This is a genomic window from Nocardia sp. NPDC051981, assembly GCF_040680715.1.
Taxonomy (GTDB): domain Bacteria; phylum Actinomycetota; class Actinomycetes; order Mycobacteriales; family Mycobacteriaceae; genus Nocardia.
The window spans coordinates 234,351-250,998 of sequence record NZ_JBFAXK010000006.1 but is presented as its reverse complement, the minus strand read 5'-3'; the positions used below and the strand labels follow the sequence as shown (position 1 = coordinate 250,998).

The following is a 16,648-nucleotide window of genomic DNA, read 5'->3' as shown; positions in this document are numbered from 1 at the left end:
CTCCATTTTCTAGAACACGTTCCTATTTCAAGGTAATGTCCAGAGGTCGTGAGCGAAATACCCAAGATTCTCGCCGGAAAGGTCGCGGTGGTGACCGGCGCCAGCCGTGGCATCGGCAAGGGCATCGCCCTGGAGCTGGGCGCGGCCGGGGCGACCGTGTACGTCACCGGGCGCACCGTCACGGCCGGGCAGCTGCCGGGCACCGTGGCCGGGACCGCCGCCGAGATCGACGCCCTGGGCGGGATCGGGGTGCCGGTGGTCTGCGATCACCGTGACGACGCGGCCGTGGAGAAACTGTTCGCGCAGGTGCGCGACGAGCAGGGCCGGCTCGACGTGCTGGTCAACAATGTCTACAACTCCCCCGCGTCGGCGCGCTGGATCGGCCGCAAATTTTGGGAGGTGCCGCCCAGGGCGTGGGACGAGGGCTTCGATATCGGCGTCCGATCACATTACGTGGCAAGCGTTTTCGCCGCGCCGCTGCTCATCGAGTCGCAGGGCCTGATCGTGAGCGTGTCCTCCCCCGGCGCGATCCGTCAGATGCACAACGCGGTCTACGGCGTCGGCAAGGCCGCCGTGGACCGGCTCACCGCCGACATGGCGCACGACCTCGACGGCACCGGCGCGACCGCGGTCTCGATCTGGCCGGGCATCGTGAACACCGAACTGCTGCAGATGGTTCCGGCCGACGCACAGGGCCGCCGCCTGGTCACCCTGCCCGGCGAGGGCACCTTCGATCTCGACCAGGCCGAGACCCCGCACTTCGCCGGCCGCGCCGTGGTCGCACTGGCCGCGGATCCGAATCGCCTGGCGCGCACCGGAAAAGCCTGGAAGGTCGCCGACCTGGCCGAGGCCTACGGCTTCACCGACCTCGACGGCCGCGTCCCGCGCGCCGACTAGACATCACGAATTACGTTCCCGAAGAACAGGAGTGGACAACCCTATGCGACGCGTTTTCGTCGTCGGCGTGAACATGACGCCGTTCGTCAAGATCGGTTCCCGTGAGTGGACCTACCCGGAGATGGTCGCCGAGGCCGTGAACGGCGCGCTGAAGGACGCGGGCGTCACCTACGACCAGGTGCAGCGCGCCGCGGTCGGCTACGTCTTCCAGCCCTCGGCCGCCGGCCAGCGCGCCCTCTACGACATCGGCCTGACCGGCATCCCGATCGTCAATGTGAACAACAACTGCGCCACCGGTTCCACCGCGCTCATGTTCGCCCGCGAGTGGGTGGCCGCCGGCATCACCGATGTGGCCCTGGCCGTCGGCTTCGAGCAGATGACCAAGGAGGCCATGGCCGGCCCGGCCACCAAGCCCAAGGTCACCACCGTCGACGCGCACCTGAAGGTGAACAAGGAGCACTTCGAGTTCTCCGCCGCGCCGATCACCACCCAGTTCTTCGGCAATGCCGCCATCGAGCACATGAAGCGCTACGGCACCACGCCCGAGCAGCTGGCGGCGGTCGCGGTCAAGAACCACGAGCACTCGACCCGGAACCCGCTGGCGCAGTTCCAGGATGCCTACACCCTCGAGCAGGTCCTCGGCGACAAGCCGGTGCACGGCCCGCTGACCCGCTCGCAGTGCTCGCCCATGTCCGACGGCGCGGCCGCCGCGGTCGTGGTGAGCGAGGAGTTCGTCAAGGCCAACGGCCTCGAGGGACAAGCCATCGAGATCCTGGCCCAGGAGCTGGCCACCGACGACGGCACCTCCTTCTCCACCGGTTCCATGATCGACGTGGTGGGCGCGCCCATGACCCGGGCCGCGGCCTCGAAGGTGTTCTCCCGCGCGGGAATCGGCGTCGCCGACGTCGATGTGATCGAGCTGCACGACTGCTTCTCCATCAACGAGCTCATCACCTACGAGGCGCTGGGACTGTGCGGCGAGGGCGAGTCGGGCGCGCTGATCGAGTCCGGCGCCACCACCTACGGCGGCACCTGGGTGGTCAACCCGTCGGGCGGCCTGATCTCCAAGGGCCACCCGCTCGGCGCGACCGGCCTGGCCCAGTGCACCGAATTGAGCTGGCAGCTGCGCGGACTCGCGGGCGAGCGGCAGGTCGCGGGCGCGCGCACCGCGCTGGCGCACAATCTGGGCCTGGGCGGCGCGGTGGTCGTCACCCTGTACGCGGCCCACACGGCGTGACCATCGGACGGAGTTGACAATCCCATGACCACACTCGATCCCGACACCCTGCTGCGGCTGCCGGTGCACAACGGCCACGCCCTGGTGGCCGGGCTGAAGCGGCACCGCAACCGCCCGGTGCTCACCCTCGGCGACCACGTCCTCACCGGCGGTGAGGTGCTCGACGGCATGAGCCGCTACATCGACGCCTTCGCCGAGCACGGCGTCACCACCGGCACCCCGGTCGGCGTGCTCGCGCTGAACCGGCCCGAGGTGCTGTTCACCATCGGCGCGGGCCAGATCGTGGGCTCGCGGCGCACCGCCCTGCACCCCATCGGCGGCCTCGACGATCACGCGTATGTGCTTGCCGACGCGGGCATTTCGACGCTCATCCTGGATCCGGTGCCCGCGTTCGTGCAGCGCGCCCGGGAATTGGTCGACATGGTGCCGACGCTGACCAAGATCCTGGTGCTGGGCCCGGTGCCCGAACTGCTCGCCGACGTCGGTGTGGATCTGCTGGCGACCGCCGACAAGTATGAGCCGCATCCGGTGGAGGCGGTGGAGCTGCTGCCCTCCGACGTCATCTCCATCAGCTACACCGGCGGCACCACCGGCAAGCCCAAGGGCGTGATCGGCACCGCGCTGACCATGAACACCATGACGCAGATCCAGCTCTCGGAGTGGGAGTGGCCCAAGCGTCCCAAGTTCCTGATCTGCACGCCGCTCTCGCACGCGGGCGCGGCGTTCTTCCTGCCGGTCGTGCTGCTGGGCGGGCAGTGCGTGGTGCTGCCGCGCTTCGACGCCGGAGAAGTGCTGCGCGCCATCGAGGAGCACAAGATCTCGGCGACCATGCTGGTGCCGTCCATGCTGTACGCGCTGCTCGATCACCCGGATTCCAAGACCCGGGACCTGTCCTCACTGGAGACGGTGTACTACGGGGCCTCGGCCATCGACCCGAATCGGTTGCAGGAGGCCATCGATCGCTTCGGGCCGATCTTCGCCCAGTACTTCGGGCAATCCGAGGCGCCGATGGCGATCAGCTACCTGGGCAAGGACGAGCACGACAAGGAGCGGCTCACCTCGTGTGGGCGGCCCTCGGTCGCGGTCCGGGTGGCGCTGCTGGACGGCGAGGACAAGCCGGTTCCGCAGGGTGAGGTCGGCGAGATCTGTGTCTCCGGGCCGCTGCTCGCCGCCGGCTACCTGAATCTGCCCGAGGTCACCGCCGATACGTTCAAGAACGGCTGGCTGCGCACCGGCGATCTGGCCCGCCAGGACGAGGACGGATTCCTGTTCATCGTCGGGCGTTCCAAGGACATGGTCGTCACGGGTGGTTTCAATGTGTTCCCGCGCGAGGTGGAAGACGTTGTCTCCGAACACCCGAAGGTGGTCACCGTCGCGGTCGTCGGTGTGCCGGACGCGCATTGGGGCGAGGCCGTGACCGCCGTGCTGGTCCTCGACCCCGCCACCGCGGCCGATCCGGCCGCGATCGAGGTGGTCACCGCCGAGATCCAGGCCGCGGTCAAGCAGCGCAAGGGTTCGGTGCAGGTGCCCAAGCACGTGGTGGTGATCGAGGAGCTGCCGCTGACCGGGCTCGGCAAGCCCGACAAGAAGGCGATCCGCGTGCTGGCTCAGGAGCGCCTGGGCATCGCCTGATTTCCCCGAGGGCGCTCGGCTAGGCGAACTTCCGGGTTCGGATCAGCCGGGCGCCCCGGCGGGCGCTGTCGATGCCCGCCTCCACCACGGCCCGGGTCACGAAGTGCCCCAGGGCCGTTGCCACGAACATGGCCGCGATCAGCACCGGTGCCCAGTTCCAGCTCAGCGCCAGCATCATGCGATCGAAGGTGCCGCGCGGCTGCACCACCGGCTCCCAGCTGTTCAATCGCACCCAGCGACCCAGGAAAACGCCTACCGCGCACAGCAAATGGATCGTGAGCGTCACCGGGGTGCGCAACGCGCCCAGCCCGCGCGCCTCCAGGAAGCGGCCCAGCTCGGCCAGCACCAGGTAGTAGGCGACGAAACCGGAGGCGATGAACGCGCCGTAGACCGGCAGGATCGTCGTCACCACCGGGCCGTTGCCGGCCGCGCGGATATCGTCGCGCAAGTGCACCAGATCGGTCACCACATAGGGCGCATTGGGCAGGAACAGCAGCAAAAGCACCAATCCGCCCCACCACACCGGCGAAATCGGTAGTCGCCGTTCGTCATCGCGCGTGCCGCGGAACACCAGCAGCGCCAAAGCCACCGGGATCCAGGCCAATACGGTGTTCCACACCATCCAGAACAGATTCCGGTCCAGCACCCCCGCAAGGCTCGGCGCGACCGTCTTCACCGGGTCCATTCGTTCATGATGCCGATCTCGGCGCGGCGCGTCATGCGAGTTGGCGACATCCTTTGGCAACACTGCTGCCACCGATCCGCCCGCGCTGTCCGCGACAGGCTGGTCGACAGGTGGCGACCAGCTGTTTTACGATCGTATTATGCGGCCGTGGGATATGAGATTCCCGAGTGGGCCCTCGACGTCGCGGCCCGGCTCGGCATCGCACCCGAGGAGATCATGCGGGTCCTGACCGGCCCGGGCCGGCGCTGGCCGCGACCGGTACGCGGGACGGGTGGGCTGCCCGCTCTCATGATCATCGGCCGCACCGGCGCGGGGCAGCCGCTGGCGGTGGTGGTGCGTCCGCTGTCGCAGTGGGACCAGCAGGTCGTCGGCGTCCGGCCGGTGACCGGAAGGCTTCTCGCCCAGTTCGAACAATGGGAGGCGGACCATGACTGACTATCCGGACAAGGGCTACCCGCACACGGCCGACGAAGCCCGCGACTTCCTCGACAGCCTCACCTTCGACGAGGACGCCCCCGAACCCGTCCTCCCCGGGCCCGACACCCCTGTCACGGTGCTGCGCACGGTCCGGCTCCCCTACGCCATGGATCAGCGCATCCGCGCCGAGGCCGACCATCGCGGGGTGAGCATGTCCGACCTGATCCGCGACTTCCTCACCATCGAACTGGCCGCCCTCGATGACGACACCCCCATCAGCCGCGCCGACGCCCGCCGGGCCCTCAGCGCCGCCCTCGCGAATCTGTCACCCGTGCAACGTCATCCGCGGTGACCCCGCCGCGCAGTCATCCGCGGTAACCCTGCCGCGCACGACGAACCCTGCCGCGCACGACGAATCGCCCGGGCACCGATGTGGTGCCCGGGCGATTTCAGGAGCTTGGGGCTAGGAGAACTTGATTTCGAGGCCGATGCCGAGAATGGAGATCAGCCAGATCAACCCCAGGAAGATCGTGATGCGATCGAGGTTCTTCTCGACAACAGTGGACCCCGACAAGCTCGACTGCACACCACCACCGAAGAGGCTGGACAGACCTCCGCCCTTGGCCCGGTGCAGCAGCACCAGCAGCACCAGCAGCACGCTGGTGATAACGAGGAGGATATCCAGGAACATCCGCATGGCCGACAGTGTATGCGGTCGATACCGAACACCCCGAATCAGGCCGGGAACCGCTGTGGCCAGCGGCACACGGTGACGGCCGAAACCAAAAGATGATCGTGCCGAGCTCGAACACCCCGATGAGGCGCCTGGTCAACGCCGCACAAGCCAGAGCGCAGTCGCGAGTACGACCAGCACGGACCAGACAACCCAGTAAACCGACGTTGCGTGCACCGCGACCAGCACCGCGGCTGCCACGGCAAGCACGACGACTGTGGTTGTTCGCATGAGGAATTGTCTCAGCCCACTCCGAGACTCCGTCATCGAAAAGGCCCCGCCTTCTCAGGGCGGTACTCCGACCATTGAGCTAAGACGACGAACCTGCCACGTCGGGCGGCGGGGCGGACAGCGCGCGGCCGGTGAGCAGGGCCGCGCAGGTGCCGGTTGCAGCGCAGCCGAGCACGATCGACCACGCTACCGGTCCCAGTGGTACGCACCCGAAGAACCGGTTCACTCCGGGCACCATGATGATCGTGGCGAGGACTACGGAGCTGCCTGCCACGGTCACCCAGACCAGACTGCTGTGCCGGCCGATCACCAGGGTCTGTCCGAGCTGCGTACCGATCAGGGCGGCCAGTGCCATCGTTTCCGCGCGGCGGCGCCGGCCGGTGGCGCGGCCGAGCAGCCATGCCGCGCCGGCGCCGACGGTGGTGCAGGCGCCGCGCACGGCGACGGCTTGCAGGAAGTCGCTGCCGATACCGGGCGGTGGCCCGAGTGTCCGGTCGGCCGTTTCGGTGTCGTCGGCGGGCCGGGTGTCCGAGAGTGTGAGCGCCATTGCCGGACCGAGGTCGGTGAGCAGGTTCACCACCAGGAATTGCCGGGTGCCGATCGGGGCTCGGCCGGACAGCAGCGTGCCCAGGACGGTGAACGCCACCTCACCGGCGTTGCCGCCGACCAGTACGCCGATCGCATCGCGTACTCGCTGCCACATGCCACGGCCCTCGGCCAGTGCCTCCTGCAGCACGGTCAGGTCGAGGACCTTGGCGGTGTCGGTGAGGATCAGGTCCGCGGCCTCCCGTGCGGCGACCGACCCTCGAGCGGCAAGCCCGATACCGACATCGGCGGTGCGGATGGCGGCCGCATCGTTGCTGCCGTCGCCTGCCATCGCCACCGTGTGCCCGCGGCGTTGGAGCGCGGACACGATGCGCACTTTGTGTTCAGGCGATACCCGCGCGAAAACTGTTGCCTGCTCGATGAGTTCGGCCTGGCCGTCCTCGTCCAGCAGGTCCAGATCGGCGCCGGTGGCTACCGTGTCGGCGGGGATGGCGAGCTGTTCGGCGACCGCGCGCGCGGTGATCGGGTGATCACCGGTGATCATCCGCACGCTGATGTCGTTGCGGGCCAATTCGGCCAGCAGTTCCAATGCCTGCGGGCGCGGGCTGTCGGCGATACCGAGGAAGCCGAGCAGGGTGAGTTGCTCGATCTCTTCGGTGAGATCGCGGGGCGCGGCGGCGAAATCGCGCCGCGCCACCACCAGCACCCGCAGCCCCTGCGCGGCCAGCCGGCGCACCGCCGCCTCGGCGGCGGCACGGCACTCGGGCGTGAACGGCCGGGCCTCCCGGCGGCCTTCGTCATCGGTGCGCAGGACCTGATCACAATGTGGCAGTAGCACTTCCGGGGCGCCTTTGACGGCGAGCCGGATGTGCTGACCGGTGTCGCCCACCGCCGCGGAGTAGCCGCGGAAGCTCTCGAACGGCAACTCCTCGATGGGAGCCCAGGCATGGGGCTGTCTGTGGCCCAGACATGTGTGTGCCGCCTCGGCGACAGCTCGGTCGGTGGCGTGCACCAGTGGGGCATCGTCAGGGTTGGGGCAGGCGTAGGCGGCGGCGCGGAGCAGCCCCCGCGACTGTGGCGTGCTCGCGAGATGGCCGCTGTCCCACGTCTGGTCGAGATCGGCGACCGCGACCAGCCGCAATTGCCCCTCGGTGAGGGTGCCGGTCTTGTCGAAGCACATGGTGTCGACCCGGCCGAGTGCCTCGATGGTGCGGCTGGAGCGGACCAGCACGCCGCGGCGGGACAGGCGGCGGGTAGCGGCCAGTTGGGCGACCGTCGCCACCAGCGGCAGTCCCTCGGGGACGGCGGCGACGGCCACGGCCAGCCCGTCGGCGAGGGCCGGGCGCAGCGGCAGCCCACGCAGGAAACTGGTGACGGTAACGGCGGTTCCGCCGCCGAGGGTGAACGGCAGCACGCGTTCGGTCAAGCTGCGCAGCTGCTCCTGCACACCGCCGCTGGGCGGCGGCCCGGCGGCGGCGAGGGCACGACCGGCCTCGGTTGCGGTTCCGACCGCCACCACGACCGCGGTCGCCTCGCCGCTGACCACGACGCTGCCCTCGAACACCATGCCGGTGCGTTCTGCCAGCAGGGCGCCGGGTGTGGCGGGCGTCTGCTTCTCCACGGTCACGGTCTCGCCGGTGAGGCCGGACTCGTCCACTTCCAGCCCAGCGGTCTCCAGCAGCCGCGCGTCCGCGGGGACCACCTCGCCGGTGGCCAGAGCGATCACATCACCGGCCAGCAGACCGTCTGCGGGAGTCTCGATTTCGCCGTCCTCGGTGAGCCGCCGAGCAGTCAACCGCTCGCCGAGCAGGAGTTTGTCCAGCGACAGCCGGGCGCGGCGGCGCTGCAGGGCCGATACGGTGGCATTGAGCCCCAGCACCGTGCCGACGAGTACGGCGTCGGTAGGCGAGCCGAGCAGGGCGGAGGCGACCGCGCCGACACCCAGCAGTGGAGTCATCGGATCGGCCAGCTCGCGGCGCACATCTGCGACCAGACCGGCGAGACTCGTTGCGGGCGTGGCCAATCGCTGCGAGATACGGCTGGCGACGGTGGTGACGTGCGAGCGAGGCGGCGGCGCCGACCGGTGCGGGGCGGGTAGTCGGGCCAGCACCTCGTCCGGTTCCAGTGCATGCCACGGCACCAGCCGCACCTCGGCCGGCCCGGTCGCGCGGGCGGCCCGGCGCCCGCCGTTGAGACCCGTTGCCAACCCCATCAGGGTGGCCGCCGTGACCGGGCTGGTGGCTCGCGCCGCGCGAGACTCCGCGGGACCGGACGCGAGCAACAGACCGCTGAGCGTGGCCGCCGACAGCGTCAGGACCCGGCCGCGCTCACTGACATTGCGTGCCTGGCCGGTAGCGGCGATGATCTGCCGTGCCGAACTCAGATCCGGGCACACCACATCCGCCTGCCAGGGGATGCGCGCCGGAGCGCCGGGAGTCCGGGAGGCGATACCGATGCCCAGATCGGCGGCAGCCAGGGCGCGATGTGCCTCGCCACTGACCACCGCCACCACGTGCCCCTGCTGTTGCAGTCGCCGCACCAGCCCGGACACCGACCCGCCGGCGAGCACGAATTCATCGGCGCTGCGACGCAATTCGCCGGTGCTCTCGTCACCGATGAGTACCACCCGCAGGCCCGCCTGCCGGGCGGTGGACAGCAGTCCGGCCGCACCCGGATGTGGCTCGCTCCCGATCAGCACCCGCCCGACCGTGTGTCCGTGCTCGTGCAGCAGGTGCCAGCTCGGGCACCCCGGATCGCTGTCCGTGCCGGGAGGATCGGTGTCGATGCCGAGCCGCGGGTCGGCATCGATGGCCAGATGCAGATTCTCACGCCGATGCTCGGGCGGTGGCGGGATGGGCAGTTCCTCGCCATTGCACCAGAGCAGCCGCTGGGCGGCGCTCCACACGTGCTCGACCGGCCAGCTGTCGGCGCGGGATTCGGCGTCGAGGACCACAGCCCGTTGACCGCGCACGGCATCCCGGTCGACGACCACTGCGGAAACCCGGTCCATGCGGCGCCACATGAACGGATCGAGGGTCAGCACGCCACGCGCCGCCATGAGGGTCGACAGCGCACCGGCGAAGGTCTCGCGACCGGCCCGCGCCGCCTTCGGCACGCCCGCAGCCACGGCGTCGGCGGCGTCGGCGACCGCGCGGCCGCCGACCAGCGTTGCCGCCGAGGCCAGCGCCGCGGCGGCGCTGACCTGTTCGGTGCAGCGCTCGATCGGTCCGTGCGGCAGCGGCACCGGCCGCGGCTCGGGTGGATCGTAGACGTCGAGACCCGGCAGGTCCGGGTCGGCGATCAGCTCTTCCCAGCGCCGCCACTGCGCGTAGCGAGCGGCGGCCTCGACCAGCCGCACCGCCCGCTGCGTCGCGTCGGCGCACAGGCCGGTCACTTCCGAATCCAATGCCTGACCCACGGCATTTCCGATCGTGATCACGGTGTCGGCGCGGTGGCGGCCGAGCTGGGCTTCCAGTGCGCCGCGCAACCTCGGCTGTCCGTCCACGAGAGCCACCGCCCCCCGGACGACATGGGCCGGCGGCGGTGCCGGAAGCAACCGCCCGGTGACGACCACACCGATCCCGATGAGATCGCCGGCCAGCTGCAGCGCGGATGTCAATACCGGCTCCCGATCGGAGGGGTGATCGAGTCGACGGCTCCACGGCTCCGTACTGGTTCCGGCGAGATCTTCGACGCGTTCCAGGATCGCTTCCAGCTGTGCCGGAGACAGGCGTTGCGGGTCCGCGGCCACGACGACCCGCCCGGTGGCGGCATTGACCTGGAACCAGCACACCTCCGGTTCCTGCTCGAGGTGCTTGCGCGCCAACTCGGCTACCCGAGCGCTCTGCGCCGACTGCAAGCCGCGAACCTCGGCGTGAATACGGTTGGCATGCACCGTGATCCGCCGCTGCGTACGCATGCGCCGCGGGTCTGCGAGCGCGCCGAGTTCCCGACCGATGCCCTCGGTGAATTCGGCGACTGTTCGAGCGACTGCCGGGTCCGCCCGCCGCGACGCTACCGCGACCGGCCGCCGGAGCAATCCCACCGTGGCTCCGGTGGCCGCGAGGGGCAGCCGGATCGGCGCAGTGGCCAGACCGCGCAGGGAGACCACTACTGTGCGGCGGTTCGCGACCGTCGCGAACCCGCGGTGGACTGCTTCGGCCGAGTGCTCTTGCGCTCCCGCGGCCGCGGTCGTTCGGACGTGTCCTGCTTCCCGGATTCGGTTCTGGCGCGCCGCAACAGATAGACCGCACCCGCGACGCCGCCCGCAGCGGCGGCCACGGGCCACTCGATCAGGCCGGTCACCCCGGCCGCAACGACGCCGAGCACGGTGGCGGCAGACACGTCCATCCCATTGCGAGCACCGGATACGGCGCCCTCGACTGTGCCGCGCGCCGCGCCGGTCACCGCGCCGACGACGGCTCCACCGGCCGCCTCGACCGCATGCACACCCGCCGATGCCGTAGCCTCGAGCGTCCTCACAGTGTCCGATGCAACGCTGCTCATCACACCCCAGTCGTCGTAGGTAGCGCAAAGAACTTCGTGCGGAAACTAGTGCGTTGCCAGAATACTCCGCGATGCCCTAATCGGCCCTGCGGTTATCGAAACGAAAGGCGGCGTACTCAACTCGTCCACGTGAGAAGTAGGCAGAAAATGCCATCTCCAAGCGGTTCCGACCTGGCCTGACCGTTGTAGCGATGATATTTCCGCTGTCCGAACGGCCGAAATTGCAGGCTAGTTGCTATCGCAAATTGGATCTACGCCTCTTCGAGAGCTTCGCCGATCTGATGAGCGATGCGATTGTGCTGATCGTGTAGCAGCCAATGACCTGTTGCGAGGACCAGTGCGACAGGCCATTCGATGATCTCCGCGGCGGCCAGCGCGCCCAGTACGCCGTAGTACGCCAACTGCTCGGGCTGGGGGATGCGAACCCGGCCGATCACCGGCAGGTCTACTGCGAAACCCTGCGCAGCCAGCACACGGTCGACGGCGTTCTGGTGGCCGGTTGATGGTTTTTCGGCCATTTGTTGCCTCCCGGTCATAGTGCGTTCGAGTGTTCGACGCTTGGGATCCGCAGTGTGTCGAGCGTGATGAGTACTGGTACTGGTGTGGGCGGCGGGTCGGATCCATTGACGGGGGCACTGACGCAGATGCTCGCTGTGCCGTTGCGTGAGCTGTATGCGGTCCTGCTGCGGCTGGATCTCATCGAGATCGTCGACTGATCATCCGGCCGGCGACCGCCGGTGGCGAACGACCGAGGAGCGACGGCCGTCGCGGCAGCGACGGTGAACAGCGTCCGCCAGCAGCCAGATCAGGATCCGGGCTCAGTCCCATCGCAGCGATCAACGTTTGTTCTGCGCGTGTCGCGCCAACGAAGCTAACCAGAGTTTAGCCCCGGGCAAGTCGTCTCGCCGACTGAACCGTCACGGGTTCGTGGCCGCTTCGGGCTACCCCGAGTGATGGTCAGGGCGCCGGGTCGGCGCGGCACGAGGTCGTTGGTGACGTAGGTCGGAGTCGAACCGACGTGGGTCCTGAGTGAAAGTCAGGCTGCCCGTGCCGACAGAGCAACTACGCCATTCGGTCCCGTTTCACGACGGAACACCGCGGAAAGCCGAGGAGTCGAACCCCCGGGACACGTTGCCCGCCTCCGGTTTTCAAGACCGGCTGACCTCCACAGGCCGGAACCTTCCGAAACCGCCGCCCCATCGAGCTTGCGGTACAACAACATTCGCAGCCGACCAGGGAAAACCGCAACCGAGTTTCCGGGGCCGCAGTCAGGGCCATGGCGTCGGCGAATTCCCCGTCACACTGTCAGCTTATTTGCAGCTATCAATCGGAGAGCAGAGCAGACCCTCAGAATTCCTATCTCCACCACAGGGCGAGCGAGCCCGCCTGTAGTATCCGTTAACCAGTGCTGAACGAACAGCACATGACCAGCTATCGAAGGTGGTTCACTACAGGAGAGGCACTCATGACGATGAAAGCTCGATCTGTCCTGCTCGCAGCCGCGGCCGGGAGCGCCTTGTTCCTCAGTACCGGCATCGCTTCTGCCGACCCCACCGATCCGTCGGGTTTCCTCATCGGAGACACCGCTTTCTTCAATATCGGTGGTTTCAACTGTTCGATCGCCGCCAATGGCATTGTCGGCTGCGATATCAACCCGGCGGGCGTGCTGATGTACGTATCGCTGGCCGGGCCCAATGGCCAGGTCTATCCGGTGCCGTACGCCCCGGCCGCGATCATCGACAACGCCGCCTGGCCCGCCCATCCGGAGTGGAGCGGCGGCGGCCACACCCAGCCCGGCGGCAACCAGGCACTGCCGTCCAGCGGTGACGCGTGGTCCCCGGCCGCCATCAGCTACGCGGGCGCGACGTGCACGCAGGGTTACCGCGGCGGGGTGCAGTGCAGCTCGATGGGACACCAGTTCTCGTTCAACTCCAGCCAGGTCTACGGCAGCTGAGCCATACCGACGTGAAAAGCCCTGCCGGGCATGCGTTTCGCAACCCGGCAGGGCTTCACAGTGTCCGGCGGACGTATTCGTCGAGCGAATCACGCACGAACGCAGCGTGTTCGGGCCCGCCGTAGGCCGCGGCGAACCGCTCGTCCTCGACGTACATCCGCCCGAGTCCGCAGATCATGGCGATGGAGCGCTCCCGATCACCGTCCGCCAGTGGCGTTCCGGGGATGGCCCGCAACCACGCCACGTGCCGGGCCGCCAGCGCCTGCGCGCGCTCGGAGTCCGGGGTGCACCCGTCCTTGCGGGCGGCGATCCAGCAGGCGATCAGATCGTCGGTGTCACGCTTCCACTCCCGCTGCTCCCGCAACGACTTGCCGTGCCACCACTGGTTGCTCACGGCGAAAGCGCGTTCACCCCAGCGGGATACGACGTCGTCACGGTAGGGGTCGTTGAAGCCCTCCAGCATCATCTGCAGCGATCCGTCGACCCCGGCGCGCGCGTCGAGGGTGTGGCGCAGGGTCCGGATGCGCTCGTCGAGGCGGGCGCGTTCGTCTTCCAGCAACCGCAGATGGGTGTGCAGGGCCTTGTCCGCGTCGTGTTCGCGGGCGAGGACCTCGGCGATCACCGGCAGGCTCAGGCCGAGCTCGCGCAGCAGCAGGATGCGCTGCAGCCGGGCCACCGAATCGGTGTCGTAGAAGCGGTAGCCGTTGTGGCCGACCCGGGCGGGCGGGAGCAGCCCGATCTCGTCATAGTGACGCAGCGTGCGGCTGGTGACGCCGGCGCTGTCGGCCAGTTGCTGAATCGTCCACTCCACGAAGCCCTCCCGTCTCGTGCTAATTCTTGCCGACCCAGTCGCCCTCGAAGGTCGCCGCCCATTCCTTGGCCCGGTCCAGCTCGGCCTCGCGGGGTGCGGTGAAGGTGACCCGGTTGCCGTCCGGATCGTCGAGGGTGACATCGGTGGTGTACCACGCGGTGTCGGCGGGACCTTCCACGCCGAGGCCCGGGAGATCGCACTCCCCCAGGGTTGTCGCCAGTGCGGTGAGGTCCGCGCCGCCGGCGGCGAAGGTGACCGTCGTGCTGCCCGGCGCCGGTTCGCCCGGGACCAGCAGCAGGTCCTGGTATTTCATGCGCCGCAGGTGCACCAGGACGGGTGTGCCGTCGGTGCCGGGAATGGTTGCCAGCGCGATGAATCCGGCGGCCTGGTAGCAGGCGGTCGCGGCGGCGAGGTCGCGCACCCGGAAGGTGGCGAACATGGGCATGGGGTAAATCGTCCGGTCGATGGCCGGTTCGGTGGTCTCGCTCATGGCCTCGACGCTATGAGTTGACGTAGCGGCAAGGTCAACTCGGCGCCGCAGCGGTCGAAGCGTGGGCGGAGTAAACCGCCAGCATGTCCTCCATGAGACGGAGAACGGCGGTGTCCAGATCCGGTCGCAGATCTCCTGGACGGTGGTGCGTTGACAGCCGACCTCTCCGATGGCCGCGATGGTGGCGTGCAGCAAACATCCGGCCCGACCGTGGCAGGACGCGATCGGCACGGGCCGCCCGGCGATGGTGCGCGGGCGAAGCGGCAAATGGGACCCCCCGGAGAGTCGCGGTGACATGGCCCACACGATCGATAACAATGCAGCCCCATGACGGACACGGCCGGGAGCGGATTGATAAATCGGCAGGCAGACCGGGTTCAGCATGCATCGCCGCCCCGGGAGGGATTTCGGCCCGATATCGAAGGATTGCGAGCAGTCGCGGTCCTGGCCGTTGTTTTCTTCCATGCGGGTGCGCCCGGGCTCGGTGGTGGATTCGTCGGCGTGGATGTCTTTTTCGTGATATCAGGCTTCCTGATCACCGGAATACTGTGCCGGGAGGCGACGGCCACGGGCACCATCGGGCTGGCCCGGTTCTACGGTGCACGGGCTCGTCGGCTGCTGCCCGCGGCGAGCATCGTCCTGGTCACCACCGCGATCGGCGCGGCAGTACTGCTGCCGCCGCTGCAGGCCCGCCAGGTCCTCGGCGACGGGATCGCGAGCGCGTTGTACGCCGGGAACTACCGGCTCGCCCTGCACGGTACCGACTACCTCGCCGCCGATGCGCCGCCGTCGCCGTTCCAGCAGTTCTGGTCGCTCGGCGTGGAGGAGCAGTTCTATCTGCTGTGGCCGGTGCTCATCATGGCGACGGCCTGGCTCGTGCGGCGGCGCCGAACCGGATCGGCCACGCTGCTGCCGCATCTGATCGTGCTCGCGGTTGTCGCGGCCGCCTCGTTCACGATCTCGCTGGTGTGGACCCGTGTGCTGCCGCCCTGGGCCTTCTTCTCGCTGCCCGCTCGGGCCTGGGAGCTGGCGGTCGGCGGCATAGTGGCGCTCTCGGCCGTCGCATGGTCCCGGCTGCCGAAATCGGTGGCCGCGCCCGCCGGATGGATCGGCCTGGTCCTGATCGTCACGGCCTGCACCCAGCTGAACGGCAGGACACCGTATCCCGGCGCCGCGGCGCTGCTGCCGGTCCTGGGCACGGCTCTGGTGATCGTGTCCGGCTGTGCCGCACCACGATTCGGGGTCGGCCGGGTATTGGCTCCGGCTCGGGTGCGGGCGATCGGCGGCCTGTCCTACACCTTGTATCTGTGGCATTGGCCGGTGTTGCTGCTGGCGCCCCTGGCGCTCGGCCACCCGCTCAGGCGAGTCGACGCACTCGGCGCGGTCATGATGACCGGCGGACTCGCCCTGCTCACGCACTGGTCGGTCGAGAATCCGGTCCGCTTCGCGGCACTGTTGCGCAGCTCTGCCAGGCTCAGCCTCGCCTGTGGCGGCGCGTGCACTGCTGTCGCCATCTGTGTGGTGGTGGCACTGCTCATGCTCGTCCCCGCCCCGGTCGGCCACGGCATGTCGGCGCCGGCGCTCACGCTCGTCGCACCCGCTGTACCGTCCGCGCCTGCCGCCGACCCCCGTGAGGAGGCGGTTCGGCAGTTGGTGACGCAAACGCAGTCGGCGGTCGCCGCCTCGGCCGGAATCCGTGCTGTCCCGTCGAATCTCACCCCCTCGCTCGACAACGCGTCCGGCGACAAGGCAGACGTGTTCAACAACGGGTGTGTGCGCTCCTGGCGCGATGTGGGCCAACCTGAGTGCGCCTCGGGTAATCCAGGCTCGGACACCACGGTGGCCCTGGTCGGTGACTCGCACGCCGCGATGTGGAGTCCTGCCTTGGAGCCGATCGCCGCGGCGCGGGGCTGGCGGCTGGAAACCATGGCGAAGGTCACCTGCCCGCTGCTGGACCTGCCCATTACGAGTCCCTATCTGGATAGGGAGTACACCGAATGCGAGCATTGGCGCGGCCAGGTGCTGACCCGGCTGCAGAGCGAACGTCCACGGCTGATCGTGGTGAGCATGTCCCGGCGCTATGGCGGAGACTTCGGCTTCGTCTCGTACGACGCTGCCTGGATCGACGGCCTGACCCGCCTGGTTGCCCAGCTGCGCGCAATCGGCTCGGCCGTCCTCGTTCTCGGGCCGATCCCCGATCCGCACACCACCGTGCCGGCGTGCCTGTCCGAGCACATCGACGATGCCCTGGCATGCACCCCCGAGCGACCGGTCGCGGTGAACGACGCGGGTGTCGTGGCCGAGCAGACTGCGTCCGTCGCCGCAGGCGGCCGGTACGCCGACCTCACCTCGCTGTTCTGCACTGCCGTCCGCTGCCCCCTCATCGTCGGCAACACCCTGGTGTACCGCGACGACAACCATGTCACGGTCAGCTACGCCCGGACACTCGGACCGGTCATCGGCGCACTCACCGACCAGGCGCTCGCCCACGGCTGAGCTGCGCGGGCTC

15 protein-coding genes and 1 tRNA gene are annotated in these 16,648 nt (G+C 68.8%); 8 read left to right on the top strand and 8 right to left on the bottom strand.

The window, feature by feature from the left end:
• Positions 1-48 precede the first annotated feature (48 nt).
• The 3 genes from AB0L60_RS14470 to fadD8 are packed head-to-tail and all read left to right on the top strand — an operon-like array spanning position 49 to position 3,766.
• Positions 49-897, top strand: coding sequence for an SDR family NAD(P)-dependent oxidoreductase (locus AB0L60_RS14470; RefSeq protein WP_364612691.1), 849 nt, complete (start codon positions 49-51; stop codon positions 895-897).
• A 43-nt stretch (positions 898-940) separates the two neighbouring features.
• Positions 941-2,134, top strand: coding sequence for a Nonspecific lipid-transfer protein (locus tag AB0L60_RS14465; protein WP_364612688.1), 1,194 nt, complete (start codon positions 941-943; stop codon positions 2,132-2,134).
• Positions 2,135-2,158: 24 nt separating this feature from the next.
• The gene (gene fadD8, locus AB0L60_RS14460) at positions 2,159-3,766 is read left to right on the top strand and encodes a fatty-acid--CoA ligase FadD8 (RefSeq protein ID WP_364612685.1); all 1,608 of its coding nucleotides are present in this window, start codon (positions 2,159-2,161) and stop codon (positions 3,764-3,766) included.
• A gap of 19 nt (positions 3,767-3,785) precedes the next feature.
• On the opposite strand, the gene AB0L60_RS14455 is transcribed toward fadD8, so the two are convergent.
• A complete protein-coding gene (locus AB0L60_RS14455; RefSeq protein WP_364612682.1) occupies positions 3,786-4,451 on the bottom strand; it encodes a DUF1361 domain-containing protein in 666 nt (221 codons plus the stop codon).
• 147 nt (positions 4,452-4,598) lie between these two features.
• Between AB0L60_RS14455 and AB0L60_RS14450 the strand changes: the two genes are divergently transcribed.
• Both AB0L60_RS14450 and AB0L60_RS14445 read left to right on the top strand, forming a co-directional pair.
• Positions 4,599-4,886, top strand: a complete 288-nt coding sequence (locus AB0L60_RS14450) for a hypothetical protein (protein ID WP_354846545.1) — start codon at positions 4,599-4,601, stop codon at positions 4,884-4,886.
• The gene (locus AB0L60_RS14445) at positions 4,879-5,220 is read left to right on the top strand and encodes a hypothetical protein (protein ID WP_364612678.1); all 342 of its coding nucleotides are present in this window, start codon (positions 4,879-4,881) and stop codon (positions 5,218-5,220) included. Before AB0L60_RS14450 ends, AB0L60_RS14445 begins: the two co-directional genes overlap by 8 nt.
• 111 nt (positions 5,221-5,331) lie before the next feature.
• Here the strand turns inward: AB0L60_RS14445 and secG are convergent, their stop codons facing one another.
• The 4 genes from secG to AB0L60_RS14425 all read right to left on the bottom strand — a co-directional run bounded on the left by secG (position 5,332) and on the right by AB0L60_RS14425 (position 11,402).
• Entirely contained in the window at positions 5,332-5,565 is a 234-nt protein-coding gene (gene secG / locus AB0L60_RS14440; protein WP_040858416.1) for a preprotein translocase subunit SecG, read from the bottom strand.
• A 346-nt stretch (positions 5,566-5,911) separates the two neighbouring features.
• Positions 5,912-10,423, bottom strand: a complete 4,512-nt coding sequence (locus AB0L60_RS14435; protein ID WP_364612673.1) for a cation-translocating P-type ATPase — start codon at positions 10,421-10,423, stop codon at positions 5,912-5,914.
• A gap of 65 nt (positions 10,424-10,488) precedes the next feature.
• Entirely contained in the window at positions 10,489-10,860 is a 372-nt protein-coding gene (locus tag AB0L60_RS14430) for a hypothetical protein (protein ID WP_364612670.1), read from the bottom strand.
• Positions 10,861-11,135: 275 nt separating this feature from the next.
• Complete coding sequence (locus AB0L60_RS14425; protein ID WP_364612667.1) at positions 11,136-11,402, bottom strand: hypothetical protein; 267 nt, start codon at positions 11,400-11,402, stop codon at positions 11,136-11,138.
• A 66-nt stretch (positions 11,403-11,468) separates the two neighbouring features.
• Between AB0L60_RS14425 and AB0L60_RS14420 the strand changes: the two genes are divergently transcribed.
• Positions 11,469-11,600, top strand: coding sequence for an Rv1535 domain-containing protein (locus AB0L60_RS14420; protein ID WP_364612664.1), 132 nt, complete (start codon positions 11,469-11,471; stop codon positions 11,598-11,600).
• Positions 11,601-11,874: 274 nt separating this feature from the next.
• Here the strand turns inward: AB0L60_RS14420 and AB0L60_RS14415 are convergent.
• Positions 11,875-11,953, bottom strand: a tRNA-Glu gene (locus AB0L60_RS14415).
• Between the two features lie 396 nt (positions 11,954-12,349).
• Here AB0L60_RS14415 and AB0L60_RS14410 point away from each other — a divergent pair.
• The gene (locus tag AB0L60_RS14410; protein ID WP_364612661.1) at positions 12,350-12,838 is read left to right on the top strand and encodes a hypothetical protein; all 489 of its coding nucleotides are present in this window, start codon (positions 12,350-12,352) and stop codon (positions 12,836-12,838) included.
• 55 nt (positions 12,839-12,893) lie between these two features.
• On the opposite strand, the gene AB0L60_RS14405 is transcribed toward AB0L60_RS14410, so the two are convergent.
• Positions 12,894-13,649, bottom strand: coding sequence for a MerR family transcriptional regulator (locus tag AB0L60_RS14405; RefSeq protein WP_364612658.1), 756 nt, complete (start codon positions 13,647-13,649; stop codon positions 12,894-12,896).
• A gap of 19 nt (positions 13,650-13,668) precedes the next feature.
• The gene (locus AB0L60_RS14400; protein ID WP_364612655.1) at positions 13,669-14,139 is read right to left on the bottom strand and encodes a VOC family protein; all 471 of its coding nucleotides are present in this window, start codon (positions 14,137-14,139) and stop codon (positions 13,669-13,671) included.
• A 327-nt stretch (positions 14,140-14,466) separates the two neighbouring features.
• Here AB0L60_RS14400 and AB0L60_RS14395 point away from each other — a divergent pair, with 327 nt between their 5' ends.
• Positions 14,467-16,635, top strand: coding sequence for an acyltransferase family protein (locus AB0L60_RS14395; RefSeq protein ID WP_364612652.1), 2,169 nt, complete (start codon positions 14,467-14,469; stop codon positions 16,633-16,635).
• Positions 16,636-16,648: the final 13 nt, after the last annotated feature.

What these genes read in the sequence shown, in the direction of transcription:
- AB0L60_RS14400 (WP_364612655.1), bottom strand. Translation starts at nt 14,139, where the DNA reads ATGAGCGAGACCACCGAACCGGCCATCGACCGGACGATTTACCCCATG.
- AB0L60_RS14465 (WP_364612688.1), top strand. Translation starts at nt 941, where the DNA reads ATGCGACGCGTTTTCGTCGTCGGCGTGAACATGACGCCGTTCGTCAAG.
- AB0L60_RS14445 (WP_364612678.1), top strand. Translation starts at nt 4,879, where the DNA reads ATGACTGACTATCCGGACAAGGGCTACCCGCACACGGCCGACGAAGCC.
- AB0L60_RS14410 (WP_364612661.1), top strand. Translation starts at nt 12,350, where the DNA reads ATGACGATGAAAGCTCGATCTGTCCTGCTCGCAGCCGCGGCCGGGAGC.
- AB0L60_RS14455 (WP_364612682.1), bottom strand. Translation starts at nt 4,451, where the DNA reads ATGGACCCGGTGAAGACGGTCGCGCCGAGCCTTGCGGGGGTGCTGGAC.
- fadD8 (WP_364612685.1), top strand. Translation starts at nt 2,159, where the DNA reads ATGACCACACTCGATCCCGACACCCTGCTGCGGCTGCCGGTGCACAAC.
- AB0L60_RS14395 (WP_364612652.1), top strand. Translation starts at nt 14,467, where the DNA reads ATGACGGACACGGCCGGGAGCGGATTGATAAATCGGCAGGCAGACCGG.
- AB0L60_RS14420 (WP_364612664.1), top strand. Translation starts at nt 11,469, where the DNA reads ATGAGTACTGGTACTGGTGTGGGCGGCGGGTCGGATCCATTGACGGGG.
- AB0L60_RS14425 (WP_364612667.1), bottom strand. Translation starts at nt 11,402, where the DNA reads ATGGCCGAAAAACCATCAACCGGCCACCAGAACGCCGTCGACCGTGTG.
- secG (WP_040858416.1), bottom strand. Translation starts at nt 5,565, where the DNA reads ATGCGGATGTTCCTGGATATCCTCCTCGTTATCACCAGCGTGCTGCTG.